The sequence below is a fragment of the Candidatus Deferrimicrobiaceae bacterium genome, from assembly GCA_036504035.1.
Taxonomy (GTDB): Bacteria; Desulfobacterota; Deferrimicrobia; order Deferrimicrobiales; family Deferrimicrobiaceae; genus JANXPS01.
This window is the reverse complement of the sequence record DASXVV010000009.1, coordinates 564,323-585,658: the sequence shown is the minus strand read 5'-3', so window position 1 is coordinate 585,658 and position 21,336 is coordinate 564,323. Positions and strand designations below refer to the sequence as shown.

Annotated in this window: 20 protein-coding genes; all 20 read left to right on the top strand. The window is 62.1% G+C overall.

Translation table 11 applies throughout. The features are described 5' to 3' along the window. Window positions 1-467: 467 nt before the first annotated feature. The 20 genes from VGK27_08410 (at window position 468) to VGK27_08315 (ending at window position 21,240) form a co-directional block, all read left to right on the top strand. The gene (locus VGK27_08410) at window positions 468-1,388 is read left to right on the top strand and encodes a carbon-nitrogen hydrolase (GenBank protein ID HEY3490126.1); all 921 of its coding nucleotides are present in this window, start codon (window positions 468-470) and stop codon (window positions 1,386-1,388) included. Then, window positions 1,385-2,470, top strand: a complete 1,086-nt coding sequence (locus VGK27_08405; protein HEY3490125.1) for an agmatine deiminase family protein — start codon at window positions 1,385-1,387, stop codon at window positions 2,468-2,470. The genes VGK27_08410 and VGK27_08405 overlap by 4 nt, the downstream gene beginning before the upstream one ends. Next, window positions 2,467-3,378 (top strand): cation diffusion facilitator family transporter, encoded by a 912-nt coding sequence (locus VGK27_08400; protein HEY3490124.1) that lies wholly within the window; start codon window positions 2,467-2,469, stop codon window positions 3,376-3,378. The genes VGK27_08405 and VGK27_08400 overlap by 4 nt, the downstream gene beginning before the upstream one ends. Before the next feature lie 24 nt (window positions 3,379-3,402). After that, the gene (locus tag VGK27_08395; GenBank protein ID HEY3490123.1) at window positions 3,403-4,731 is read left to right on the top strand and encodes an ATP-binding protein; all 1,329 of its coding nucleotides are present in this window, start codon (window positions 3,403-3,405) and stop codon (window positions 4,729-4,731) included. Then, window positions 4,703-6,028, top strand: a complete 1,326-nt coding sequence (locus tag VGK27_08390) for a sigma-54 dependent transcriptional regulator (protein HEY3490122.1) — start codon at window positions 4,703-4,705, stop codon at window positions 6,026-6,028. Before VGK27_08395 ends, VGK27_08390 begins: the two co-directional genes overlap by 29 nt. Before the next feature lie 195 nt (window positions 6,029-6,223). After that, window positions 6,224-6,841 carry a hypothetical protein gene (locus VGK27_08385; GenBank protein HEY3490121.1) on the top strand — a complete coding sequence of 206 codons (618 nt, stop codon included), beginning with the start codon at window positions 6,224-6,226 and terminating at the stop codon, window positions 6,839-6,841. A 35-nt stretch (window positions 6,842-6,876) separates the two neighbouring features. Next, complete coding sequence (locus tag VGK27_08380; GenBank protein ID HEY3490120.1) at window positions 6,877-7,725, top strand: hypothetical protein; 849 nt, start codon at window positions 6,877-6,879, stop codon at window positions 7,723-7,725. Between the two features lie 31 nt (window positions 7,726-7,756). Then, complete coding sequence (locus VGK27_08375; GenBank protein ID HEY3490119.1) at window positions 7,757-9,217, top strand: hypothetical protein; 1,461 nt, start codon at window positions 7,757-7,759, stop codon at window positions 9,215-9,217. Window positions 9,218-9,378: 161 nt separating this feature from the next. Beyond that, window positions 9,379-9,819 (top strand): Rrf2 family transcriptional regulator, encoded by a 441-nt coding sequence (locus tag VGK27_08370; GenBank protein ID HEY3490118.1) that lies wholly within the window; start codon window positions 9,379-9,381, stop codon window positions 9,817-9,819. Between the two features lie 51 nt (window positions 9,820-9,870). After that, window positions 9,871-11,202: a cytochrome ubiquinol oxidase subunit I gene (locus VGK27_08365; protein HEY3490117.1), complete on the top strand. Its 1,332-nt coding sequence runs from the start codon at window positions 9,871-9,873 to the stop codon at window positions 11,200-11,202. A gap of 30 nt (window positions 11,203-11,232) precedes the next feature. Next, window positions 11,233-12,261 carry a cytochrome d ubiquinol oxidase subunit II gene (cydB, locus tag VGK27_08360; GenBank protein HEY3490116.1) on the top strand — a complete coding sequence of 343 codons (1,029 nt, stop codon included), beginning with the start codon at window positions 11,233-11,235 and terminating at the stop codon, window positions 12,259-12,261. Between the two features lie 349 nt (window positions 12,262-12,610). Continuing rightward, window positions 12,611-13,051: a hypothetical protein gene (locus VGK27_08355; protein ID HEY3490115.1), complete on the top strand. Its 441-nt coding sequence runs from the start codon at window positions 12,611-12,613 to the stop codon at window positions 13,049-13,051. Window positions 13,052-13,190: 139 nt separating this feature from the next. Then, complete coding sequence (locus tag VGK27_08350; GenBank protein HEY3490114.1) at window positions 13,191-13,616, top strand: hypothetical protein; 426 nt, start codon at window positions 13,191-13,193, stop codon at window positions 13,614-13,616. Between the two features lie 163 nt (window positions 13,617-13,779). Then, window positions 13,780-14,061 (top strand): BrnT family toxin, encoded by a 282-nt coding sequence (locus VGK27_08345; protein ID HEY3490113.1) that lies wholly within the window; start codon window positions 13,780-13,782, stop codon window positions 14,059-14,061. Next, on the top strand, window positions 14,058-14,312 hold the full coding sequence (locus VGK27_08340) for a BrnA antitoxin family protein (protein ID HEY3490112.1): 255 nt from the start codon (window positions 14,058-14,060) through the stop codon (window positions 14,310-14,312). The genes VGK27_08345 and VGK27_08340 overlap by 4 nt, the downstream gene beginning before the upstream one ends. A gap of 88 nt (window positions 14,313-14,400) precedes the next feature. Continuing rightward, window positions 14,401-14,871 carry a DUF2059 domain-containing protein gene (locus VGK27_08335; protein ID HEY3490111.1) on the top strand — a complete coding sequence of 157 codons (471 nt, stop codon included), beginning with the start codon at window positions 14,401-14,403 and terminating at the stop codon, window positions 14,869-14,871. Window positions 14,872-15,178: 307 nt separating this feature from the next. After that, entirely contained in the window at window positions 15,179-17,161 is a 1,983-nt protein-coding gene (locus VGK27_08330; protein ID HEY3490110.1) for an APC family permease, read from the top strand. Between the two features lie 73 nt (window positions 17,162-17,234). Beyond that, window positions 17,235-18,593, top strand: coding sequence for a sigma-54 dependent transcriptional regulator (locus VGK27_08325; protein ID HEY3490109.1), 1,359 nt, complete (start codon window positions 17,235-17,237; stop codon window positions 18,591-18,593). Window positions 18,594-18,789: 196 nt separating this feature from the next. Next, on the top strand, window positions 18,790-19,353 hold the full coding sequence (locus VGK27_08320) for a hypothetical protein (protein ID HEY3490108.1): 564 nt from the start codon (window positions 18,790-18,792) through the stop codon (window positions 19,351-19,353). Window positions 19,354-19,404: 51 nt separating this feature from the next. Then, on the top strand, window positions 19,405-21,240 hold the full coding sequence (locus tag VGK27_08315; protein HEY3490107.1) for an ATP-binding protein: 1,836 nt from the start codon (window positions 19,405-19,407) through the stop codon (window positions 21,238-21,240). Window positions 21,241-21,336: the final 96 nt, after the last annotated feature.

Sequence of the window (21,336 nt, the reverse complement as noted above, 5' to 3'; positions counted from 1 at the left end):
GGACGTCTTGCTCGGGCATCCCTGCCCTCCCTGCGACTCCATACCCCTCGCGCCGCCATCCATGGCGGCTACACCCGCTCGGGGCATAGGCCCCCGTCAGGGGACACCCTTTGCCGCTGCACATCGGGAGGAGGATGCCCGGACGATCCTTTCATGCGCTTAATGGAGGCCTCACGCTCTCCGGCGTACGCCAAAGCGGGGGTCCCTGGACGGGGGCCTCTGAGGCTCGCCGGGAGGCATGGATGCCGGAGGCGAGCCGAAGGGAGATGCCGACGGCCCATGGATGGGCCGGCAAATCGTCCCCCGGGAAGGGAGCCCCCGCTTGGCGCTAGCCGGGGACCCTCGGGCGACCCAGAGCGACGGGAGTCATGCCCGGCTCCCAATCCCGCCCGTTCGATGGACGCAACGGGGCATCCTCCGGGTATAATGGAAAATTAATCTTTGGTGATGAAGGAGCCTTGCGCCCGATGAACGCACCGTACGCCCGCAAGTTCGCCCTTGGACTGGTCCAGATGGCGATGGGGCCGAAGCCGCCCGAGAACATCGAGAAGTGCGCCGCCCTGGTCGAATCCGCCGCCGGCGCGGGGGCGCAGGTGGTCGTGCTGCCCGAGCTGCCGCAGGCTCACTACTTCTGCCAGCGGGAGGACGCCGCGCTGTTCGACCTGGCCGAACCGGCCGACGGCCCGACGGTCTCGACGATGGCGCGCGTGGCGAAGGGATGCGGCGTCGTCGTAGTCGCGCCGTTCTTCGAGCGGCGCGCGCCCGGGATCTATCACAATTCGCTGGCGGTGGTCGACGCCGACGGAAGCGTGCTCGGGATCTACCGCAAGATGCACATTCCGGACGACCCGTCCTACTACGAAAAGTTTTATTTCACGCCGGGGGACCTCGGCTTCCGCTGCTTCCACACCCGCTTCGGCGCGATCGGCACGCTCATCTGCTGGGACCAGTGGTACCCGGAAGCGGCGCGGCTGACCGCGCTGCTCGGCGCCGAGCTGCTCGTCTACCCGACCGCGATCGGCTGGCACCCGCGCGAGAAGGCGGAAAACGGCGCGGCGCAGCGCGATGCGTGGAAGACCGTGCAGCGCGGGCATGCGGTCGCAAACGGGCTCTACGTCGCCGCCGCAAACCGGGTTGGGCACGAGCTGCCGCCCGAGGGAGGCCCCGGGATCGAGTTCTGGGGCACGTCGTTCCTCGCCGACCCGCAGGGGCAGCTTGTGGCGGAAGCGTCCGTCGACCACGAGGAGATCCTCGTCTCCGAGGTCGACGTCGCACGCATCGAGGACGTCCGGCGCAACTGGCCCTTCCTGCGCGACCGACGCATCGACGCCTTCGCGCCGATCTCGGCTCGCTACCTCGACCAGGAGCCGTTCGGGGGGCGCCGGTGACCGCCTCCGCCCCGCAGCAGACGCCGGCGGCCGCCGGCTTCCGGATGCCGGCCGAGTGGGAGCGCCACGCGGCGACCTGGATCGGCTGGCCGCACAACCCGAAGGACTGGCCGGGCAAATTCGCGCCGATCCCCTGGGTGTTCGGCGAGATCGTCCGCAAGCTGTCGCCCGGCGAGACCGTCCGGATCATCGTCGAGGATGCGGCCCACGAAGCGAAGGCGCGGCGGGTGCTGGCGAAGACCGGCGTCGATCCGACCGGCGTCGAATTTTTCCGCTTTCCGACCGACCGCGGCTGGACGCGCGACATGGGCCCGATCTTCGTCGCCAAGGAAGGGCGCAACCCCGAAGCGGCCGTCGTCGGCTTCGGCTTCAACGCCTGGGCGAAGTACGACAACTGGAAAAAGGACGCGAAGACGCACGCACGCGGCGCGAAAGCGCTCGGCCTGCCGCTGCTTCCCGCGCTGCGGCCCGACACGGGGAAACCGTTCGTCCTCGAAGGCGGCGCGATCGATGTCAACGGGCGCGGCACGCTTCTGACCACCGAGGAGTGCCTGCTCGACCCCGGGACGCAGGTCCGCAATCCGGGGCTGTCGAAGGCGGGCACGGAACAGGCGCTGCGCGACCACCTTGGCGTGACGAACGTCGTCTGGCTGGGGAAGGGGATCGCGGGCGACGACACGCACGGCCACGTCGACGACCTGTGCCGCTTCGTCAATCCGACGACCGTGGTGCTGTGCGACGAGAAGAACCCGAAGGACGCGAACTACGCCCCGCTCTCCGAGAACCGGGAGCGGCTCTCCGGCGCTCGTCTCGAGGACGGCGGCCGGATCTCGGTCGTGCCGCTGCCGATGCCCGCGCCGCTCATGTTCGATGGCGTGCGCCTGCCCGCCAGCTACGCCAATTTCTACATCGGCAACGCCGCGGTGATCGTGCCCACGTTCAACGACCCGAACGACCGGGTCGCGCTCGGCATCCTCGCGGAGCTGTTTCCGGACCGCCCCGTCGTGGGGATCCACGCCGTCGACCTCGTGTGGGGCTTCGGCACGCTGCACTGCCTCACGCAGCAGCAGCCCGCGTCATGAGCGGTCTCGACCGGCGCGTCCGGGCCGGCATCGTCTCGATCTCCGCGGCCATCGGGCTTTGCGTGTCGAAATTTGCCGTGGGCGTGCTCACCGGCTCGCTCGGCGTCCTTTCCTCCGCGTTCGATTCCCTCGCCGACATCCTCATGTCGGCCGTCAACCTCTTCTCGATCCACGAGTCGATGCAGCCGCCCGACGCCCAGCACCCGTACGGCCACGGCAAGGTCGAGGCGCTGGCGACGCTTTTCCAGGGATCGGTGATCGCCTTCACCGGCATGTGGGTCATCCGGGAGGGGATCGCACGGCTGCGCGAAGGGAAGGCGCCAGACTCGGCGGACGGCGGGATCGCGGTGATGCTGATCGGCGTCCTCGCTTCGCTGGCGGTCACGGCCTACCTGCGGCGCGCGGGACGGGAGACCGGCTCCAGCGTCCTGACCGCCGATGCGCTCCATTTCGCCACCGACGTCTACACCAACGGCGGCATCCTGGCCGCGCTCCTCGTCTACCGGTTCACCGGCTGGAAGTGGATCGATTCCGGCATCGCGCTCGCGGTCGGCGTCTACATCCTTTTCGCCGCCGGCAAGCTGCTGTTCGAGGCCGCGCAAGAGTTGCTCGACCGGACGCTGCCGGAAGAAACCGTCGCCGAGATCCGCAAGGTCATCGAATCGCACCGGCCCATGGTCGTCGATTACCACGACCTGCGCACGCGGCGCGCCGGATCCGAATACCAGGTCGACTTCCACGTCGTCTTCTGCCGCGAGGCCACCGTCTACGACGCTCACGCCGTGGCCGACAAGCTCGAGGAAGAAGTCGCCGCGCTGCTGGGAAAAGCGACCGTCGTGACCCACGTCGACCCGTGCCGGATCGAGTGCGACGGCCCTGCTGCCTGCCCCCGCGAGCCCAGGACGTAAGCCCCACATATCCCGGGGGACCGAGTGGATACGCCATCAGCACCACCCTTCGCCGATCCCCCCCGCGCTTCCCTCGCGGTCTTCCGGACGATCCTGATCCTGTTCCTCGTGCTGAGCTCCGTCGTCGTCCTTCGCGCCACAGGCCTGTACACCCGCAAGGCGCAGGCGCTCGCGGAGGCCTCCCTGGGAAGCACGGCGCTTGCCCTTTCCGCCTCTGCCGAAAATGCGCTTCGCTCCGGCGGGGCAGGCGAAGCCGGAGATATCCGGACATTGTTCGCGGATCAGGTCGTCGCCTACGCGCTGATCGCCCGGGAAGACGGCACCGTCCTCTTCCATACGAACCCGCTGATGGTCGGAACCCGGCTTTCCGGCGCGATGCCGGCGGGCCTGTTGCGGCAGCCGGGGAAATCCTCCGGCCGGCGGGTGACGCTCGGCACGGGCCTGCCCGCGTACGAATTCGATCACGTCCTTCGTTCGAAAGAAGGCGGACAGATGCTCCGCATCGTGCTTCACACCACGCAGGCGGACGCCATCGCGGCGGGCGGGAAGACGATGTGGGAGTCGGTCGGGGGGCTGCTGTTCCTCCTTTGGACGGCCGGGATTCTCGTTGAGCGGCTGCTCACCCGACATTTCCGTCTCAGGGCGGAAGCGGATCGCCGGGAAAGGTTGGCGTTGATAGGGCAGATGACCGCCACGCTGGCCCACGAGATCCGGAACGCGATCGGCGGGGTCAAGGGGTTCGCCCAATGGGTGGACGAGAAGGTCGACGGGGCCGATCCGAGGAAAAAGGGGCTCGCGGCCATCCTGGAAGGAAGCCGGCGCATCGAAGGACTGGTGGACGACCTTTTGCGATTCTCGAAGGAAGAGACGTACGAGATCGGAACGGTGGAGTTGGACGGCATCGTGCAAACGGTGATCAAGTCCGAAGCCTCCGGATGGGCGGGACGCCTGGAAGCCGAGGCGGGGCGAGGGCTGTTCGTCAAGGCGGACGCCGAAAAGCTCCGGCGGGTCCTGGTCAACGGCGTCCGGAACGCACTCCAGGCCATGGGCGACGCCGGGGTTCTCCGGGTGACGGCGCGCGGGGACGGCGGATGGGCCGAAATCCGCATCGAGGACACCGGGCCGGGAATCGCGGCCTCCGAGGCGCCGCGGCTGTTCACCCCCTTCTACACGACCCGGGTCGACGGAACCGGCCTCGGGCTGGCTTATTCCCGGAAGGTGATCGAGGGGATGGGCGGGAGCATCGACCTGTCCAACCGGGAGGACGGGCGCGGCGCCGCCTTCGTCGTCCGCCTGCCGAAAGGGAAACGGGAGGGAGCCGGGCATGTCGAAGCGCATCCTGATCGTCGATGACGACACGCTGATCCGGTCGTTCCTGGCGACCGTCCTCGACGAGGCGGGATACCGGGTCGAGGAGGCGCGGAACGGGCAGGAGGGGCTGGCGAAACTGTCGGGCGCCGATTTTGACCTGGCGGTCACCGATCTCCGGATGCCGGGCATGTCCGGGATGGCGCTGATGGAGGAAGGCCGGAAGGCGAGCCCGACCACCCGCTGGATCGTCATCACCGCATTCGGCTCCATCGGGAGCGCAGTGGAGGCGATGAAGGCCGGGGCGTCCGATTACCTGACCAAGCCGCTGAAGGATCCGGAGGAATTGCGCCGCGTCGTTCGAAGGGTCCTGAAGGAAGCGGAAAACGAGACGCGGATCTCGCTGCTGACCGAGGAGCTCGGCGAGCGCTTCCCCCCGGTCGAGATGATCTTCCTGGGGGATCGGATGACGAAGCTGCATTCCGTCGTCCGCGATGTTTCCGCGACGAACGCCACGGTGCATCTGACCGGGGCCAGCGGCACAGGGAAAGAGCTGATCGCCCGGGTGATCCACAACCTGAGCCCAAGGCGCGGGGGACCGTTCATTGCGGTCCACTGCGCCGCGCTATCCGAATCGCTCCTGGAGAGCGAGCTGTTCGGGCACGAGCGGGGCGCATTCACGGGAGCGGTCGCCGCAAGAAAAGGACGTTTCGAACTGGCCGACGGCGGGACGATCTTTCTCGACGAGATCGGCGACCTCTCTCCCGCCGTGCAAGTGAAGCTGTTGCGGGTCTTCCAGGAGCGCGAGTTCGAGCGCGTGGGCGGAACCCGGTCGATCCGCGTCGACGTCCGGATCATCACGGCGACGCACCGCGATCTCAAGGCGGAGGTCGCCGCGGGGAAATTCCGGGAGGACCTGTTCTATCGGTTGTATGGGTTCCCCATCGCTTTGCCTTCGCTGTCCGAGCGCCGGGAGGCGATCCTCCCGCTCGCGGAATATTTCCTCGAAAAAATTGCGGGGGAGACCGGCGTCAAACCGGGCGCCTTGTCCGCGGACGCACATGCGGCGCTGCTTCGATATGCCTGGCCCGGCAACATCCGGGAGCTTCAGAACGTGATGGAGCGCGCGGCGATCCTGGCCCATGGGGAGATCGACGAACATCACCTCGGCCTGGAGCCTGCCCCGGTCGTCCAGCCGCTCGAGGGGACGATGCATTCCGTGGAGCGCGAAGCCATCCGGGGCGTCCTTGCGCAAACTGGCGGGAACCGGAAAGAGGCAGCCCGGGTCCTGGGGATCTCCCTGCGGACGCTCCAATACCGGATCAAGGAATACGGACTGTAACTCGCCCCGACTACCGCACCCGGCAGTGCAAGCCGCTGCACCCGGACGTGCAAATCCCTGCACCCCCCGTTTGCTCCCCCGAATGCAACCTGTCCGGACAACCCTGTCATTTCAGTAGGTTGCCGTAACCGATCGGTATGGCACGCGGGTTGCTCTTCTACAGTCAATCAATCAACGAACCGCGGGGGAGAAGTGATGAGTCCAATCAGGAAAATCTGTTCGTGGGTGGCGCTGTTTCTCATGTTCGCCATTCCCGTGCTGACCACCGGCATTGCAAGGGCCGGGGAAAAGGACGGGGTGCTTCCCGGCAGCGGTATCCGCTATCCGGGCGGTTTCGATCCGAACACGGTAGGCGACGTGACGGGGAAGGCGTACGGGGTGGCCCGGTCCGGTGAAGGTCCCGTCCGCTTCCGGCTGGATACCGGCGCCGAGCGATACACGGTGCTCGCCTCATCCGGAAAATATTGGAGCGAGATCGGCGCCGATCTTCCCGACGGGACGGATATTCGGGTGCGCGGATCGAAATCGCTCGGCAAGGACGGCAATCTGTACATCGTCGCGCAACGGGTCCGGGTCACATCGTCGGGCAAGGAGCTCGCATTTCGTGATGGCTCCGGCGCGCCGCTCTGGATGAACGGAAGCCGTGGAGTCGCCGGATCGAAAGACGGGTCGGCTTCTCCCGTAGGCGGCTTGATGGGAAGCGGATCCGGCCGGGTCGGCGGCATGGGCGGCGTCGGCGGGATGGGCGGAATCGGTGGCGCTGGCGGCGGCATGGGCGGCGGCATCGGCGGCATGGGCGGCCGGAGGCGTTGAGGGTCCGCGGAAATCTTTGGAAGAGGGGGCACGGGATGATGCTTCGTAAAGGAATCGCATGGGGCGGGATCGGGCTGTTCCTGCTGGCCGGTACCCCGGCGATCGCAGGGTGGGAAGCCGGGGCCAAGGCGGGGTTCGATACGAACGTCAGCCGCACGATCGGGGGAAGCGGGAAGAGCGACGGGTTCCTGTCCGCCTATGCGGGCTACGGCCGGGAACCGTCCGGCGATGAATCGCGGGACTGGTTCTTCACGGCGATCGCCGATGGGACCGCGCACGCCAACGTCTCCGATCTCGATTCGGTGTCGGCGACCGTCGCGCCGGGATTGGTCTTCAAGTTGCGGCCGTCCTGGACGCTGTCCGTATCCCCGTTTCTCCAGGCGAAGGGCGTCAAGGACAGCAACCAGTCCGCATTCGATGCGGGGGGGCGGCTTCAGATGAAGCAGCGCCTCCAGGACGACCTGGTGCTCGGAGAGTATTACGTCTACACGAACAGTCATGCGAGCTCGGATGTCTTTTCATATTCCGAACACGCCCTCGGGGTCACGCTGGGCAAGACGTTCAGCGAAAAGGCGTCCGCCGAGATCGGGTACGAGTACGGCCGTGGCGATTCCTTCCGTTCGACCGGAAATTCGTCGGCAGGCGGAGGAGGAGTCGGCGGCATGGGCGGCATCGGGAGCGGGATGCCCCGGATGTTTTCCTCGGCATTCGGTTCCGAAGTCGTGCGGGATCGGGTTAATCGTCACTCCGTCGGGGTTTCGGCCGAGTACGACTGGACACGTTCGATCTTTACCGCGGCGAACTACACGTTCACGACGCGGCGGGGAGAGCTGGGCTCTTCCGCTGCGCACACCGGATACGCCGGACTCGGCTACCGGTTCTGACCACGATTTAACACTGACCAAGGAGATGACCATGGCAAGAGCGAAAGGATTCATGTCTGCGATATTCGTCCTCGCGTTCGCGGCGGGATTGGCCGCCTGCGGCGGGGGCGGGGGGACGACAACCGCCGCAGGGGGGACGGTGACGCTCCAGGGGATCGTCCCGGGGACCGTCTTCGTCGCCGTCGACAATGCGACCAACACCGAGGTCGCCAGGGCGACGGCTTCCGGAACGCCGAAAACCTTTTCCATGACCATATCCACCGGGAAGAGCTATCGCTTCTACCTGATGGAAAACGAATCCGCCGGCAGCGGCGCGAGGGTCTATCCCTACTACGTCGGATCGACGAACGTCTTCGAGATGGACAACACGGCCGGGCCGACGATCGACCTCGGCACGATCGCCCCGGATCTCGCCACGGGCAACGCGGCCTCGACCAACAACCCCATGCTCGGCCCCGGGGTCATGGGCCGCGGCGCGAACGGCATGATGCCCGCGTCGCTGGCGGGCGCGATGTTCTCCATGGACAACCTCGCCGGCACCTGGCATTTCAACATGCTCACCGCATCCGGCACGATGGGATGGACGCACGGGACGCTCGCCGTCGACAACGCGGGGATGGGCGCGATGACGGGCATCGTCCGAAACGGCGTCGCGATGCCGGCCGTCGGCGGCATCCCGTACACTATGACCCCCGGGGGCATGGTGTTTTCGGCGCAGGACAATACGTTCCACGCGGTGATGTCGAAAGACATGAGCCTGATGGTCGCCACGTTCACGGACAATACCGGCGGCTTCAACCTGATGATGTCGCAGAAGCGGGGCGGGGTCTTCTCGACGACGGATCTCGACGGGACGTGGCGGTTCCAGCGCATGACGGCCGGCACCGACAACCTCGTCTCCGGATGGGCATACGGGCAGATGACGATCGCGGGCGGGTCGGCGACCGTCACGGCCATCACGAGCAGCAACGGCAGCCCGGCGCCCTCCTTCACTTTTTCAATGGGGGCCGACGGCGTCATGACGGCGGTGGGGGACGCCTCGTTCGACGGCGCGATGTCGAAGGACAAGTCGATGATCGTCGCGACGGCCAACAACGCGGTGAGCGGGTCCGACCTCTGGATCCTCATGAAGTCGGGCGGCAGCTTTACCATGTCCGACATGGCGGGCGACTGGATGATGAACGGCCTCATCGCGGGGAACGTCGGCTCCAGGGACTGGACCACCGGGCATTCCGTGATCGGCACCGGCGGGCAGATGAATTTCTCGCAGATGATCGGGCACGGCGGGATGGCCTCCATGCCGTCATCGACGCTGGTCATGAATGCGTCCGGCGGGATCACGATGAGCGGCATGACGGGGATGGGCGGCGGCATGATGGGCTCGGCCGTGACCCAGACGTATCACGGGACGATGAATGCCTCGAAGGGGATGCTGCTCTCGACGTTTTCGGACGGGACCGGCGGACAGCGGATGTCGATCCAGTTGAAGTAACCGTCCGTTCCATCGTTCGAGCCTTACCCAGGACCGGGAGCTGCCAGGGGCGGCTCCCGGTTTTTTTTGTTTTCCCGACCGCCCGACAGTGAAAATCTTCTTGACGCCGGATCGGCATCAATTATAATCAGGACAAATATGATCCTAAAGGTCCGAAAGAAATGATGGAGCTTACCCGCAAGGGGGAATACGCGATCCGGGGAATCGTATTCCTGGCGCAGCAGCCGCCGGGCGAGATGGTTCTCATGAGCGATCTCGCCGCCGCCACCGATGCGCCGGCCGCCTTCATGGCCAAGATCCTCCAGGCATTCGTCAAGCAGGGCATCGTCCGGTCGTTCCGCGGTGCAAAAGGTGGATTCACGCTGGCGCGGCCGGCTGGGTCGATCACGCTCCGCGAGATCGTCGAGTCCGTCGAGGGACCCATCGTGCCGAATCGCTGCCTGACGGGAAGAGGGGCCTGCGAACGCGACGGCGGATGCAATGTTCACCCGGTCTGGAAACGCGTGCAGGCGCAGGTCATTTCAATCCTTGACGGGGTGACGATCGCCGAGCTGGCGCGGGGGCACGACCGACCCGCTGGAAAATCCGGCAAAAAAGGATAAGCATGGTCCGTAGCCGGACCAATTGATCACTCGAAGAAGAGGAGGGATTCGATGGATGTCCTGTCGCTGAGCAGGCTGCAGTTCGCGGTCACTTGCATGTTCCACTTCATCTTTGTTCCGCTGACGCTGGGCATCTCCATCCTGGTCGCCTGGATGGAGACGCACTACGTCCGCACCGGCGACGGGCAGTACAAGCGCATGGCGAAGTTCTGGGGCAAGCTGTTCCTCATCAACTTCGCGCTCGGCGTCGTGACCGGCATCACGATGGAGTTCCAGTTCGGCATGAACTGGGCCGAGTACTCCAAGTACGTCGGCGACATCTTCGGGGCGCCGCTGGCCATCGAAGCGACCGTCGCCTTCTTCCTCGAATCGGTCTTCATCGGCGTCTGGATCTTCGGCTGGGACAAGGTGAGCAAGAAGGTCCACCTGATGTCGATCTGGATCGTCGCGATCGCCACCAACGTCTCGGGACTCGTCATCATCCTCGCCAACGGCTGGATGCAGCACCCGGTCGGCTACGTGCTCCGTAACGGCCGCGCCGAGATGGTCGATTTCCCCGCGGTCCTCACCAATACCTACGGGCTGCTCAAGTTCGCCCACCAGATCACCTCGGCCTACACGGTGGGCGCCTTTTTCGTGATGGGCGTTTCCGCCTATCACCTGTTGCACAAGCATGACAACCCGAAGTTCTTCCGGTCTTCCTTCCGGATCGCGGCCACGTTCGGCCTCGTCGCCACGCTGCTGGTGGCATTCGTCGGCGACCAGTCGGCGCTTGAAGTCGTCAAGACGCAGCCCGCCAAATTCGCGGCGATGGAATCGGTGTGGGAGACGCAGAAAGGCGCGCCCATCCACCTCTTCATGCTCCCCGACGAGGAAGGGGGTCACAATCATTACGAGACGATCGCGATTCCCCACATGCTCAGTTTCCTGGCGACGCACGAGTTCGACGGCGAGGTTCGCGGGCTCAAGAGCATCCCGCGGGATGAGCGCCCGCCGGTGATGCCCGTGTTTGTCAGCTTCCGGACCATGGCGGGGATCGGCAGCTATCTCATCCTGATGGCGTTGATCGGCTTCGTCCTCTCCCGGAAGACGGGGGTCCTCGAGAAGTACCCGTTCTTCCTCAAGGTGATGGTGTTCACCATCCCGGTGCCGTACATCGCCAACCAGCTCGGCTGGATCGTCGCCGAGATGGGCCGCCAGCCCTGGATCGTCTACGGCGTGCTCAAGACGGCCGACGGGGTGTCGAAGGCGATCTCCACGACGCAGGTGCTCGGGTCGCTTGTCGGCTTCACGCTGCTCTACGGCTTCCTGGGCGTGATCGACATCTACCTGCTGGCGAAGTACGCGCGGCTCGGGCCGGTCGACGACCAGGGCACCCACTAAAAATCGAGACGGATCGGGAGGGATACCATCATGGAGCTTCAGGTCACTTGGTTCGTTCTCTGGGCGGTGCTGTGGGCCGTCTACTTCATGCTCGACGGTTTCGTGCTGGGCGCCGGCATGCTTCAAGCGGTCGTGGGCAAGACCGACGCCGAGCGTCGTGTCGTCATCAACACGCTGGGGCCCATCTGGGACGGCAACGAAGTGTGGCTGATCACGGCCGGAGGCGCGACGTTCGCGGCGTTCCCGACGACCTACGCGCTGATGTTCAGCTACCTCTACACGGCGCTGCTGCTTCTGCTCTTCTCGCTGATCGTCCGCGGCGTCGCCTTCGAGTTCCGCGGCAAGCTCGACGGCGCGGGGTGGAAGGCGGGCTGGGACCGGGCCATCCAGGTCACGGGCTTCCTGCCCGCGCTGCTGTTCGGCGTCGCGTTCGGCAATATTTTCGAGGGGCTTCCGATGACTGCGGAAGGGTATCAGGGTTCCTTCTTCGGGCTGCTGAACCCCTACGCGCTGCTGACGGGCGTCCTCTTCGTCGCCCTGTTCCTCCAGCACGGCGCGCTCTACCTGTCGGTCAAGACGGCCGGGGTGATGTCCGTACGCGCGGCGAAGACGGCGAACGCCCTCTGGCCGGTCGTGCTTGTCGTCGCGGTGGGCTTCCTCGCCTATACGCCGTTCGCAACGAAGCTGCTCGGCAACTATCTCAACACCCCGGCGCTCTTCGTCGCCCCCGTGCTGGCGGTCGCCGCGCTGGTCGGCATCCGCGTCTTCTCGGAGCAGGGCAAGCCGTTTCACGCCTTCTTTGCCTCGTGCGCGCTGATCCTCCTGGTCGTCGGCACGGGCGTGATCGGGCTGTTCCCCAACCTGATCCCGTCGTCGCTCGATCCGGCGGCCTCGCTCACGATCTACAACTCGTCGTCATCGCAGTACACGCTGGCGATCATGACGGCCGTGGCCTTCATCTTCGTGCCCATCGTCATCGCCTACAAGATCTGGGTCTACCGGATCTTCCGCGCCCGCGTGACGGTCGATCAGGTCACCGGCGATCCGTCGGCGTACTAGCGTCTCCGGGGGAATCCTTGGCAAGGATCGGCTAGTTTACGTATCCGCTCCCCTACTGCACCAACAACGGGCGATCCGGTTTTTTCGGGTCGCCCGTTTCGTTTGCGCGTCTTCCCGGTCATGAGTTCAATATATAAATTTGCGAAAGGATGGCGGAGGGAGTAGCATTTTCCGCGAAATTGCCGTCCATTTCATTATTGGGAGATGCGGTGCCTTCCCGTTTCTATCCAGACATTATCCATGATGGTGCGGATGCCTTCCGGGATAACAGGAAATAAAACCGGTTGTAGCATTTGCCCTGATATCTGTCCTGCAGTCTAAACAATGCTAGGTGTACATTGGGGAGTGAATGAAGAAAATTATAAAAACTATATTAGGCCTAATCTTATCAATGTCATTGGCATTGCTAATCGTGTGGTTTTGGATACCGCCTTGGATTGCAAAAGGTCCAATTCGTGAATTTGAAAAAGCATGTACCGATAATAATATTCAGGCAATCAGGGCCAATATATTACCAACCTCTCCATTCCTGAAAATATTCAATAAGCACAATAACCAATTTATTGAAGAATATAATAAATTTAAACCTGGGTTTGAAATAAAGGAAACATCATGGACATTTATGAGAAATGATATAAATGAAGGCTCTATTATTATAATTAATGCCTATATTATAAAGGAAGCAAAGATTGATAATAGGGGTAGGGAATTTGATAAAGTGTCCATAGCATACGATAATGGCAGATGGAAAATAGAAAGATATTATTTCCCTGATTTTATAGATTATTAATGACACCTAACAAAGCGTTGAAGCTGACAGCTCCTTCAGGCACGCATTTATTATTCTCGTCGGTAAATACGTGCCTTCGGCACTGCAGCTTAACGCTGGCGTTAGGTGGACCACGAAGAAAATAAATAGGAGCCAGTTAATGAGTCGAAAGAATTCAGACAAACTGATGGATACACTCTTGACGTTTGCTCAAAAAATGCTGGATAAAAATGGCGAGTATTATCCGTTTGGAGCTTCAATGGATAAGAAGGAAGAAATAGCGATAGTTAGTGGCAAAACTGAGAATGACCATCCAGAAAGCAATGAACTTATAGATATTATTAAAAATGGATTAATCAATGCGGTTAAAAAAGATGAAGTAATAGCGGTAGGAATCTGTTTTGATGTTCGTATCGCATTGCCAGGAAATAATGAGAAAAGTGATGCTGTACAGATAGATCTTGAACATATTGACGGGCAATCAATAAGTGTGTACATGCCATATAAGAAAAGAATTATGAGAAGCATAAAATATGGGGACTTAATAGCGGTTAAGAAAGATAAATCAATATTCATGGCCACCTAACAACAAGTTGAAGCTGACGGCTCCTTTAGTCATGCTTTTATGTCTTTCGCTGGCAAAAGCATGCCTTCGGCCCGCAGTTGGCGTTAGGCGCACTTCGTGCCGAAAACCCAGGGCAACCCCTGATATAAAAATCGAATTGACACGGTGCACGAATATGCATACGATGGTAAATATGGAATACGAGTGGGATCCGAAAAAAGCGATTGGAAATTTTAAAAAGCATGGCGTTATGTTTGCTGACGCGGTCACTGTTTTTGGTGATGACCGCGCCTTGACGATCGAAGACCCGGAACCTGATGAAGAAAGATTTATGACGATGGGTATGGATGCAATGGGAAGGATATTAGTCGTGATTTACACATGGAGAGAAGACCGAATAAGAATTATATCGGCGAGATCCGCGCTCCCAAATGAAACCCAGACATATTTCGAGGTGAGGTCATGAGAAAAGAATATGATTTTTCTAATGGGAAAAGGGGAGCATTAGACCCGTTACCGACTGGGAAAACCCGGATTACAATTCGATTTGATGATGATGTATTGGCATGGTTTAAAAATGCAGTTGAATCGAAAGGCGGGGGGAATTATCAGACCCTAATTAATTTCGCTTTAAGAGAATATATTAAGCAGCAGGGGGAAACGCTGGAAGAAATAGTTAGGAGACTGGTTAAAGAGGAAATTAAGAAAGTCGGTTAATTATGGAAGGAAGGCGCCTACGCATTCGGAATCAGCTTAATGCCGTCTTTATATGATCCTGATAATATGGAATCAAAAGGAGATAAAAATGCGATGTTGGAGACCGATACTTGTTGTCATTCTTGTGCTGGTTGCTTCTCCGTCATTGGCAGAACAAGGAACATATAGAGATGAGACGCTAAATAATGATATTCGGGAATTACTGGCGGTTACGAATGCAACAAAACTTGGTGACCAGATGTTGGATCAAATATTTACCGCATATGAAAGGTTAATTCCAAATGTTCCAACCGAAGTATGGCAGAAAACAAGGGAAAGGCTGCGCGCAAGCGATTTAATGGAACTTGTAATTCCTATATATGCGAAACATTTTAATAGCGAAGATATTAGAGGGATAATATCATTTTATAAATCACCGATCGGTAAAAAATACATTGAAAACCAAAGCGTAATAATGAAAGAAAGTATGGCTATCGGTATGGCATGGGGGAAAGAAGTTGCGAATAGTATTAAAAAAGAATTAAAGACAAAAGGATATGAATTGCCTAGTTCATTATAAGGCCTATATATTTAAGGAAACATAACACCAAGTCGAAGCTGAAGACTCCGACAGTCATGCTTTCGTGTGTTTTGCCGATTAATGCGTGCTATCGAGGCCGATCGGCCCGCAATAACGGCGGGTCTTCCCGTTGCATATCGCAATGCTTCCGCTGCCAGGTTATGCATCCTGCAATGTTGCCTCCGGACATCAGCTAAAAACGGTCATGATTCCGCAAGGTTGGCGTTGATGCACCAAGGCACGCTCCTTGCCCTCTTTTCGGTTCGGAACGCGTTCGGCGATTTCCGACAGACGAAAAGAGGATGTAATGACCGATTCCGGTCCGCCCGAAATATCGACGCTTGGCGGACGTCTGCGCCGTACCCTGTTCGGGGCTCCGAAGAAGGTCGATGATCCGTCGATCTTCCACAAATTGTCGCTCGTTCCGCTGCTGGCGTGGATCGGGCTGGGCGCCGACGGCCTGTCATCCTCCGCCTACGGCCCCGAGGAAGCGTTCCGGGCGCTGGGCGGCCACACTTATCTCGCGCTCCTTCTGGGGCTGGCGACGGCGCTGACCGTCTTCATCATCTCCTACGCCTATTCGCGGATTATCGAGCACTTCCCGTACGGGGGCGGCGGGTACATCGTCGCGACGCACATGCTGGGGGACAAGGCGGGCGTCGTCTCCGGCAGCGCGCTGCTCGTCGACTACATCCTGACGATCACGGTCTCGATCGTCGCCTGCGCCGACGCGCTGTTCAGCTTCCTGCCGATCCATTACCAGGTGTACAAGGTGCCGTTCAGCGCGATGCTGATCCTCCTCCTCATCGTCCTCAACATCCGGGGCGTCAAGGAATCGATCACGATCATGGCGCCGATCTTCATGGTCTTCTTCTTCACCCACCTGTTCCTGCTGGGGTACGGCATCTTCGGCAACCTGCACCACGTCGCACCGGCCGTGCAGGCGTTCCAGTTCAACTTCGCACGCGACATCTCCTCCATCGGCGGGATCGCCATGGTGCTCATGGTGCTGCACGCCTACTCGCTGGGCGGCGGAACGTACACGGGCATCGAGGCGGTTTCCAACGGCCTCCAGATCATGCGCGAGCCGCACGTGAAGACCGGCAAGCGGACGATGGTCTACATGGCCACCTCGCTCGCGATCACCGCAGGCGGCCTGTTCTTCTGCTACATCCTGGTGGGCGCGAAGCCGGAAGAAGGCAGGACGCTCAACGCCGTGCTCGCCGACATGCTCTACGGGCACTGGTCGTTCGGACCCGCCCTGGCGCTGGTCACGATCTTCTCGGAAGGGGCGCTGCTGCTTTTGGCCGCGCAGGCGGGATTCATCGACGGGCCGCGCGTCATGGCGAACATGGCGGTCGATTCGTGGCTGCCGCACCGCTTCTCGGCGCTCTCCGAGCGGCTGACCATGCAGAACGGCGTGGTGCTGATGGGGCTTTCCGCGATGGCGCTGCTCTTCTACACGAAGGGATCGATCTCCGCCCTGATCGTCATGTACTCGATCAACGTGTTCCTCACCTTCTCCCTATCCGAGTTCGGCATGGCGCGTTTCTTCATCACGCACCGGAAGACCGAGAAGGAGTGGAAGCAGCATCTTGCCGTCCACGCGACCGGGTTGACGCTTTGCCTCACGATCCTCGTCATCACCACGATCGAGAAGTTCCGGGAGGGCGGCTGGATCACCCTCGTCATCACGTCGTGCGTGATCGGGCTGTGCTACTGGATCCGGGGGCATTACGGCGCGGTCCGGGAAGAGATGAAGCATCTCGACGAGATGCTGACGAACCTGCCGCTGTCCGAGCACGCGAACGAGGCGGCGACGGATCGCCGGGAGATGACGGCGGTGATCCTCGTCAACCAATACAACGGCTTCGGAATCCACACGGTGCTGTCGATCGTCCGCAACTACAAACGGTTCTACAAGAATTTCGTCTTCCTCTCGGTGGCCGTCGTCGACTCGGGCAGCTTCAAGGGCGCGGCGGAGATCGAGGCGTTGAAGGATTCGGTGCAGACCTCGCTCGACCTGTACGTCAAGCTGGCGCAGCGGCTCGGATTCGCGGCCGAGGGGCGGATGACGATCGGCACCGAGGTAGTCTCCGCGGCGACGCAACTTTGCCAGGAGGTGGCGAAGGCGTTCCCGCAGTCGATGTTCTTCACGGGCCAGCTCACCTTCCGTCTGGAGAAGTTCTATCACCGTATCCTGCACAACGAGACCGCATTCGCCATCCAGCGGCGGTTGCACTGGTACAACATCCCGACGGTGATCCTGCCGATCCGGATGGATGCATAAGACCCCGGCGGGCGGATGGCAGGAAGACGTTTCGCGGGGTAAGATTGCGTTGTAAGGCATGAGGAGGGGCAATTTGACCGAGACAGTCGAAGGAGTACCGCCGCTTTCCGTTCTCGTCGTCGACGACGAAGCGAACATCCGGAAGACGCTGGCGATCTGCCTCGAGGCCGACGGGCATCGGGTCATCGCGGTCAGCAACTTCCAGGATGCCGTCTCCGAGAACGGCTCCCGGTCGTTCGATATGGCATTCGTCGACCTGCGTCTCGGCGCCGCCGACGGCCTCGATCTGATCCCCGCGCTCCTGGCTGTCTCCCCATGGCTCAAGATCGTCGTCATCACCGCCTACGCCTCGATCGACAGCGCGGTCGAAGCGATTCGGCGCGGTGCGACCGACTACCTTCCGAAGCCGTTCACCCCGGCGCAGATCCGGATCGCGGTGCGCAAGGTCGCCGAGGTGCGGGCGCTCGAGAACAAGATCGCCTCCCTGAGCGAGGATTTGAGGCGCGCGGCGCCGGATGCCGACTTCGAGAGCGCCAGTCCCGCGATGAGGAGGGCCATCGAGACGGCCCGGCAGGTGGCGGGAACCGATGTGGCGATCCTGCTTCGGGGGGAGAGCGGGACGGGCAAAACCGTCCTGGCGCGCGCAATCCACGGCTGGAGCCGGCGGGCGAAGAAGCCGCTCGGGATCGTCTCCTGTCCGACGCTGTCCCCCGAGCTGCTCGAGAGCGAGCTTTTCGGTCATATCCGCGGCGCCTTCACGGGGGCGTTGCGCGACGCCCCCGGCCGCTTTGCGGCATGCGAGGGAGGAACGCTCTTCCTCGACGAGATCGGCGACCTGCCGCTCTCCCTCCAGCCGAAGCTGCTCCGCGTGTTGCAGGACGGGGAATACGAGCGGGTCGGCGACCCGGTCACGCGCCGCGCCGACGTCCGGATCGTCGCCGCGACCCACATCGACCTCGACGCGGCCGTGCGCGAAGGGCGATTCCGGGAGGATCTGCTCTATCGGCTCGACGTCATCCGGATCGACCTGCCGCCTTTGCGGGAGCGGCCGGAGGATATCCCGGCGATCGCCGACCGGCTGCTGGCGTATTACGGGCGCCTCCATCATCGCCGCTTCCTCGGCTTCACGGACGAGGCGGCCGGACGTCTTTCCATCCACAGCTGGCCCGGGAACCTGAGAGAGCTCCGGAACGTCATCGAGCGGGCGTCCATCCTTTGTACGGCCGACCGGGTCGGCGTCGAGGCGCTTCCGGACCGGCTCGAGGGCGGGGAGCCGCCTCCCCGGGTCGGGGGGCGATTCAGTCTCGAGCAGGTCGAGGAGGAACATATCCGCCGGATTCTCGCCACGGCGAAGTCGCTCCAGGAGGCCGCCGAAATGCTGGGGATCGACCAGGCCACCCTTTGGCGCCGGCGAAAGCAGTACGGCATCTAGCCGGCCTTTTTTGCACGGTCCCCCTTGCGGGTTCCAATCCCGCTGCGGCTGAGACCTTGCATCCCGTAACCCCCCTGCGAATCCAACTGGATGAATCAAGCGTAATATCGCCATGTTGCAACTTCACCGTTTCGGCACGTGCCTTGCGCTTAACCCCGGCAGTAAGACGGCCGAAAACCGGCGTCGGGAGGCGATCATGAAAAGGTTCTGTTCCATCTCCGCACCCTGGTTTTTCGTTGCGATCCTCCTGATCGGAGCGTCGGTCTTTCCGGCGTCGGCCTCCGAGACGATATCGGCGAAGCCTACGCTTCGCGACGGCTTCCGTGGGATCCCCTGGGGGGCGTCGGAAGCCGAGGCGAAGGCGATCCACCCGGACCTCGCGTTCGTCCGCTTCGTGCTGCCGGAAGGCGAAGCGTTCCCATCGCGCCTCCTCGTACGGGAAAAGGAGAAGCCTGAACTGTTCGGCATCCCCTTCGACCAGGTGAATTACTGGTTCCGGAACGACCGGTTCTGGAAGGCAACCGCCGAGGCGCGGGGCGGCATCGGCCCGCGCACGATCGAGTCGCAATCGGACCTGGGATTCGAACAGTTGGCGACCGAGCTGAAGACAAGGTACGGCGCTCCGTCGGAAGACCGGTTCTCCGGCGCCTCCCGGATCACCCGGACCATGACGTGGGCCGCCGACGGCAAGCGTGTTTCGATCATCAAAAGGACGCAGGATGGGAACCTCGAGTCGCTGATCGTGGAGATCTCCGATTGACGGGGATCTCGTTGGGGGATGGAATATGAAGCGCGGAAGAAGGAGCGCCCCTTGACCCTTCGTCAGAAGCTGCTGCTCGGATTCGGCGGATTGCTGCTGATCATCGCAATTCTCGGTTATCACAGCATATCGCGCGTCACGGAACTGGGCCGGTCGATCGACGTGATCCTCCGCGAGAACTACCGGAGCGTGCTCGCCTGCCAGGAAATGAAGGACGCGCTCGCGCAGATGGACCGCGGCGCCGCCTTCTCGCTCCTCGGCGACGAAAATCGGGGCAAGGAGCAGATCTCGGGCAATCTTCCGAGATTCGGGAAGGCGCTTGATACCGAAATCCACAACATCACGATAACGGGCGAAGGGGAGAAGGCCGATCGGCTGCGCGTTCTGTTCGGGCGATACGGCGCCGCGATCGGATCGGTCGGCGACTCGGGCCTGACGCCGGAAGCGCGGAAGAAGATCTACTTCTCCGAACTGATGCCGCTTTCCGGCGAGATCAACGGCACGGCCGATGCGATCCAGCAGATGAATCAGGAAAGCATGGTGTCGATGGATCGTGACGCCCGGACCCGCGCCGCGTCGGCAAAGCGCCAGACGGTCGTGCTGTTGGCCGTCGTGTTGATGGTGACCGCGCTCTTCATGTACGGCACCGGCCGGTGGATCCTCCGCCCGATCCGCACGATGATCGCGTCGACGAACGAGATCCGCCAGGGAAATCTCGACCTCGTCCTCCAGGCCGGTGCGGCGGACGAGATCGGGCAGCTCTCGGATTCCTTCAACGAAATGGCGGCCGCCCTTCGCGAGTTCCGTCGCAGCGGACAGGCGAAGATGGTGCGGATCCAGCGATCGGTCCAGCAGGCATTCGACAGCCTTCCCGACGCGATTGCCGTCCTCGATCCCGACGGGCGCGTCGAGGTCGCGACTGCCGCCGCCCGCGACGGCTTCGGCCTCCGTCCGGAGGTCTATCTCCAGGACCTTCCCCATGCCTGGGCGGTCCCCGTGGTCGAGAAGGCGCTTCGGACCGGACGGCCGGCCCAATCTCCGGGACCGCCGGTGCAGCAATTCATCGGGAACGAGGAGCGGTTCTGGCTGCCGAGGGCGATCCCGATCCTCGATGCCGACAAGCTTCCGGCCGGCGTCATGCTGGTGCTGGAAGACGTGACGCGGCAGCGGGAGCAGGACGAGCTCAAGCGGAGCGTCATCTCCACGGTCTCCCATCAGTTGAAGACGCCGCTGACCTCCATCCGGATGGCGGTCCACCTGCTACTCGACGAGAAGATCGGCGCCCTGGCAGAAAAGCAGGTCGAGGTGCTGCTGGCCGCGCGCGACGACGCCGACCGGCTGAACGCGATCCTCGACGACCTGCTCGACATCAGCCGGATCGAATCCGGGAGGGCGGCGATGGCCTTTCGCCCGGTTCCCCCCGCCCTGCTCGCGACATCCGTCGCCGAACCGTTCAGGGCCATGGCGCGCGACAGCGGTCTCACATTCGAAGTGGCCGTGGCCGGGGAACTTCCCAACGTCTGGGTCGATCCGGCCCGCATCACAAATGTTTTCGACAATCTCATCTCCAATGCGCTCAAGCATACGCCGGCCGGTGGCCGCGTCACCCTGACGGCCGCTTCCGACGAGGGGCACGTCCGCTTCCGCGTGACCGACACCGGCGTCGGGATCCCCGCCCAATACCTGCCCCACCTGTTCGAGCCGTTTTTCCGCGTGCCCGGGCAGGGGGCCGAAACCGGGATCGGGCTCGGGCTCTCGATCGTGAAGGAGATCGTCGAGGCGCACGGCGGGACCGTCGAAGCAGAAAGCCGCGAGGGGGAAGGCAGTACCTTCGTCATCACACTCAACAGGGCGGATCACGTCCCCCGGGAGGATCACGCGTCATGACCGACATCGCCTATATCGTCGCTCAGATCGTCCTGTTCCTCGTTTGCGCCTGCTTCGGGGCGGCGCTGGAAAGGATGTAGAGCAACCATGGAGATT

Coding starts and splice junctions, on each gene's coding strand:
- VGK27_08410 (HEY3490126.1), top strand. CDS start 468: ATGAACGCACCGTACGCCCGCAAGTTCGCCCTTGGACTGGTCCAGATG.
- VGK27_08400 (HEY3490124.1), top strand. CDS start 2,467: ATGAGCGGTCTCGACCGGCGCGTCCGGGCCGGCATCGTCTCGATCTCC.
- VGK27_08390 (HEY3490122.1), top strand. CDS start 4,703: ATGTCGAAGCGCATCCTGATCGTCGATGACGACACGCTGATCCGGTCG.
- VGK27_08385 (HEY3490121.1), top strand. CDS start 6,224: ATGAGTCCAATCAGGAAAATCTGTTCGTGGGTGGCGCTGTTTCTCATG.
- VGK27_08380 (HEY3490120.1), top strand. CDS start 6,877: ATGATGCTTCGTAAAGGAATCGCATGGGGCGGGATCGGGCTGTTCCTG.
- VGK27_08375 (HEY3490119.1), top strand. CDS start 7,757: ATGGCAAGAGCGAAAGGATTCATGTCTGCGATATTCGTCCTCGCGTTC.
- VGK27_08370 (HEY3490118.1), top strand. CDS start 9,379: ATGATGGAGCTTACCCGCAAGGGGGAATACGCGATCCGGGGAATCGTA.
- VGK27_08365 (HEY3490117.1), top strand. CDS start 9,871: ATGGATGTCCTGTCGCTGAGCAGGCTGCAGTTCGCGGTCACTTGCATG.
- cydB (HEY3490116.1), top strand. CDS start 11,233: ATGGAGCTTCAGGTCACTTGGTTCGTTCTCTGGGCGGTGCTGTGGGCC.
- VGK27_08355 (HEY3490115.1), top strand. CDS start 12,611: ATGAAGAAAATTATAAAAACTATATTAGGCCTAATCTTATCAATGTCA.
- VGK27_08350 (HEY3490114.1), top strand. CDS start 13,191: ATGAGTCGAAAGAATTCAGACAAACTGATGGATACACTCTTGACGTTT.
- VGK27_08345 (HEY3490113.1), top strand. CDS start 13,780: ATGGTAAATATGGAATACGAGTGGGATCCGAAAAAAGCGATTGGAAAT.
- VGK27_08340 (HEY3490112.1), top strand. CDS start 14,058: ATGAGAAAAGAATATGATTTTTCTAATGGGAAAAGGGGAGCATTAGAC.
- VGK27_08335 (HEY3490111.1), top strand. CDS start 14,401: ATGCGATGTTGGAGACCGATACTTGTTGTCATTCTTGTGCTGGTTGCT.
- VGK27_08330 (HEY3490110.1), top strand. CDS start 15,179: ATGACCGATTCCGGTCCGCCCGAAATATCGACGCTTGGCGGACGTCTG.
- VGK27_08320 (HEY3490108.1), top strand. CDS start 18,790: ATGAAAAGGTTCTGTTCCATCTCCGCACCCTGGTTTTTCGTTGCGATC.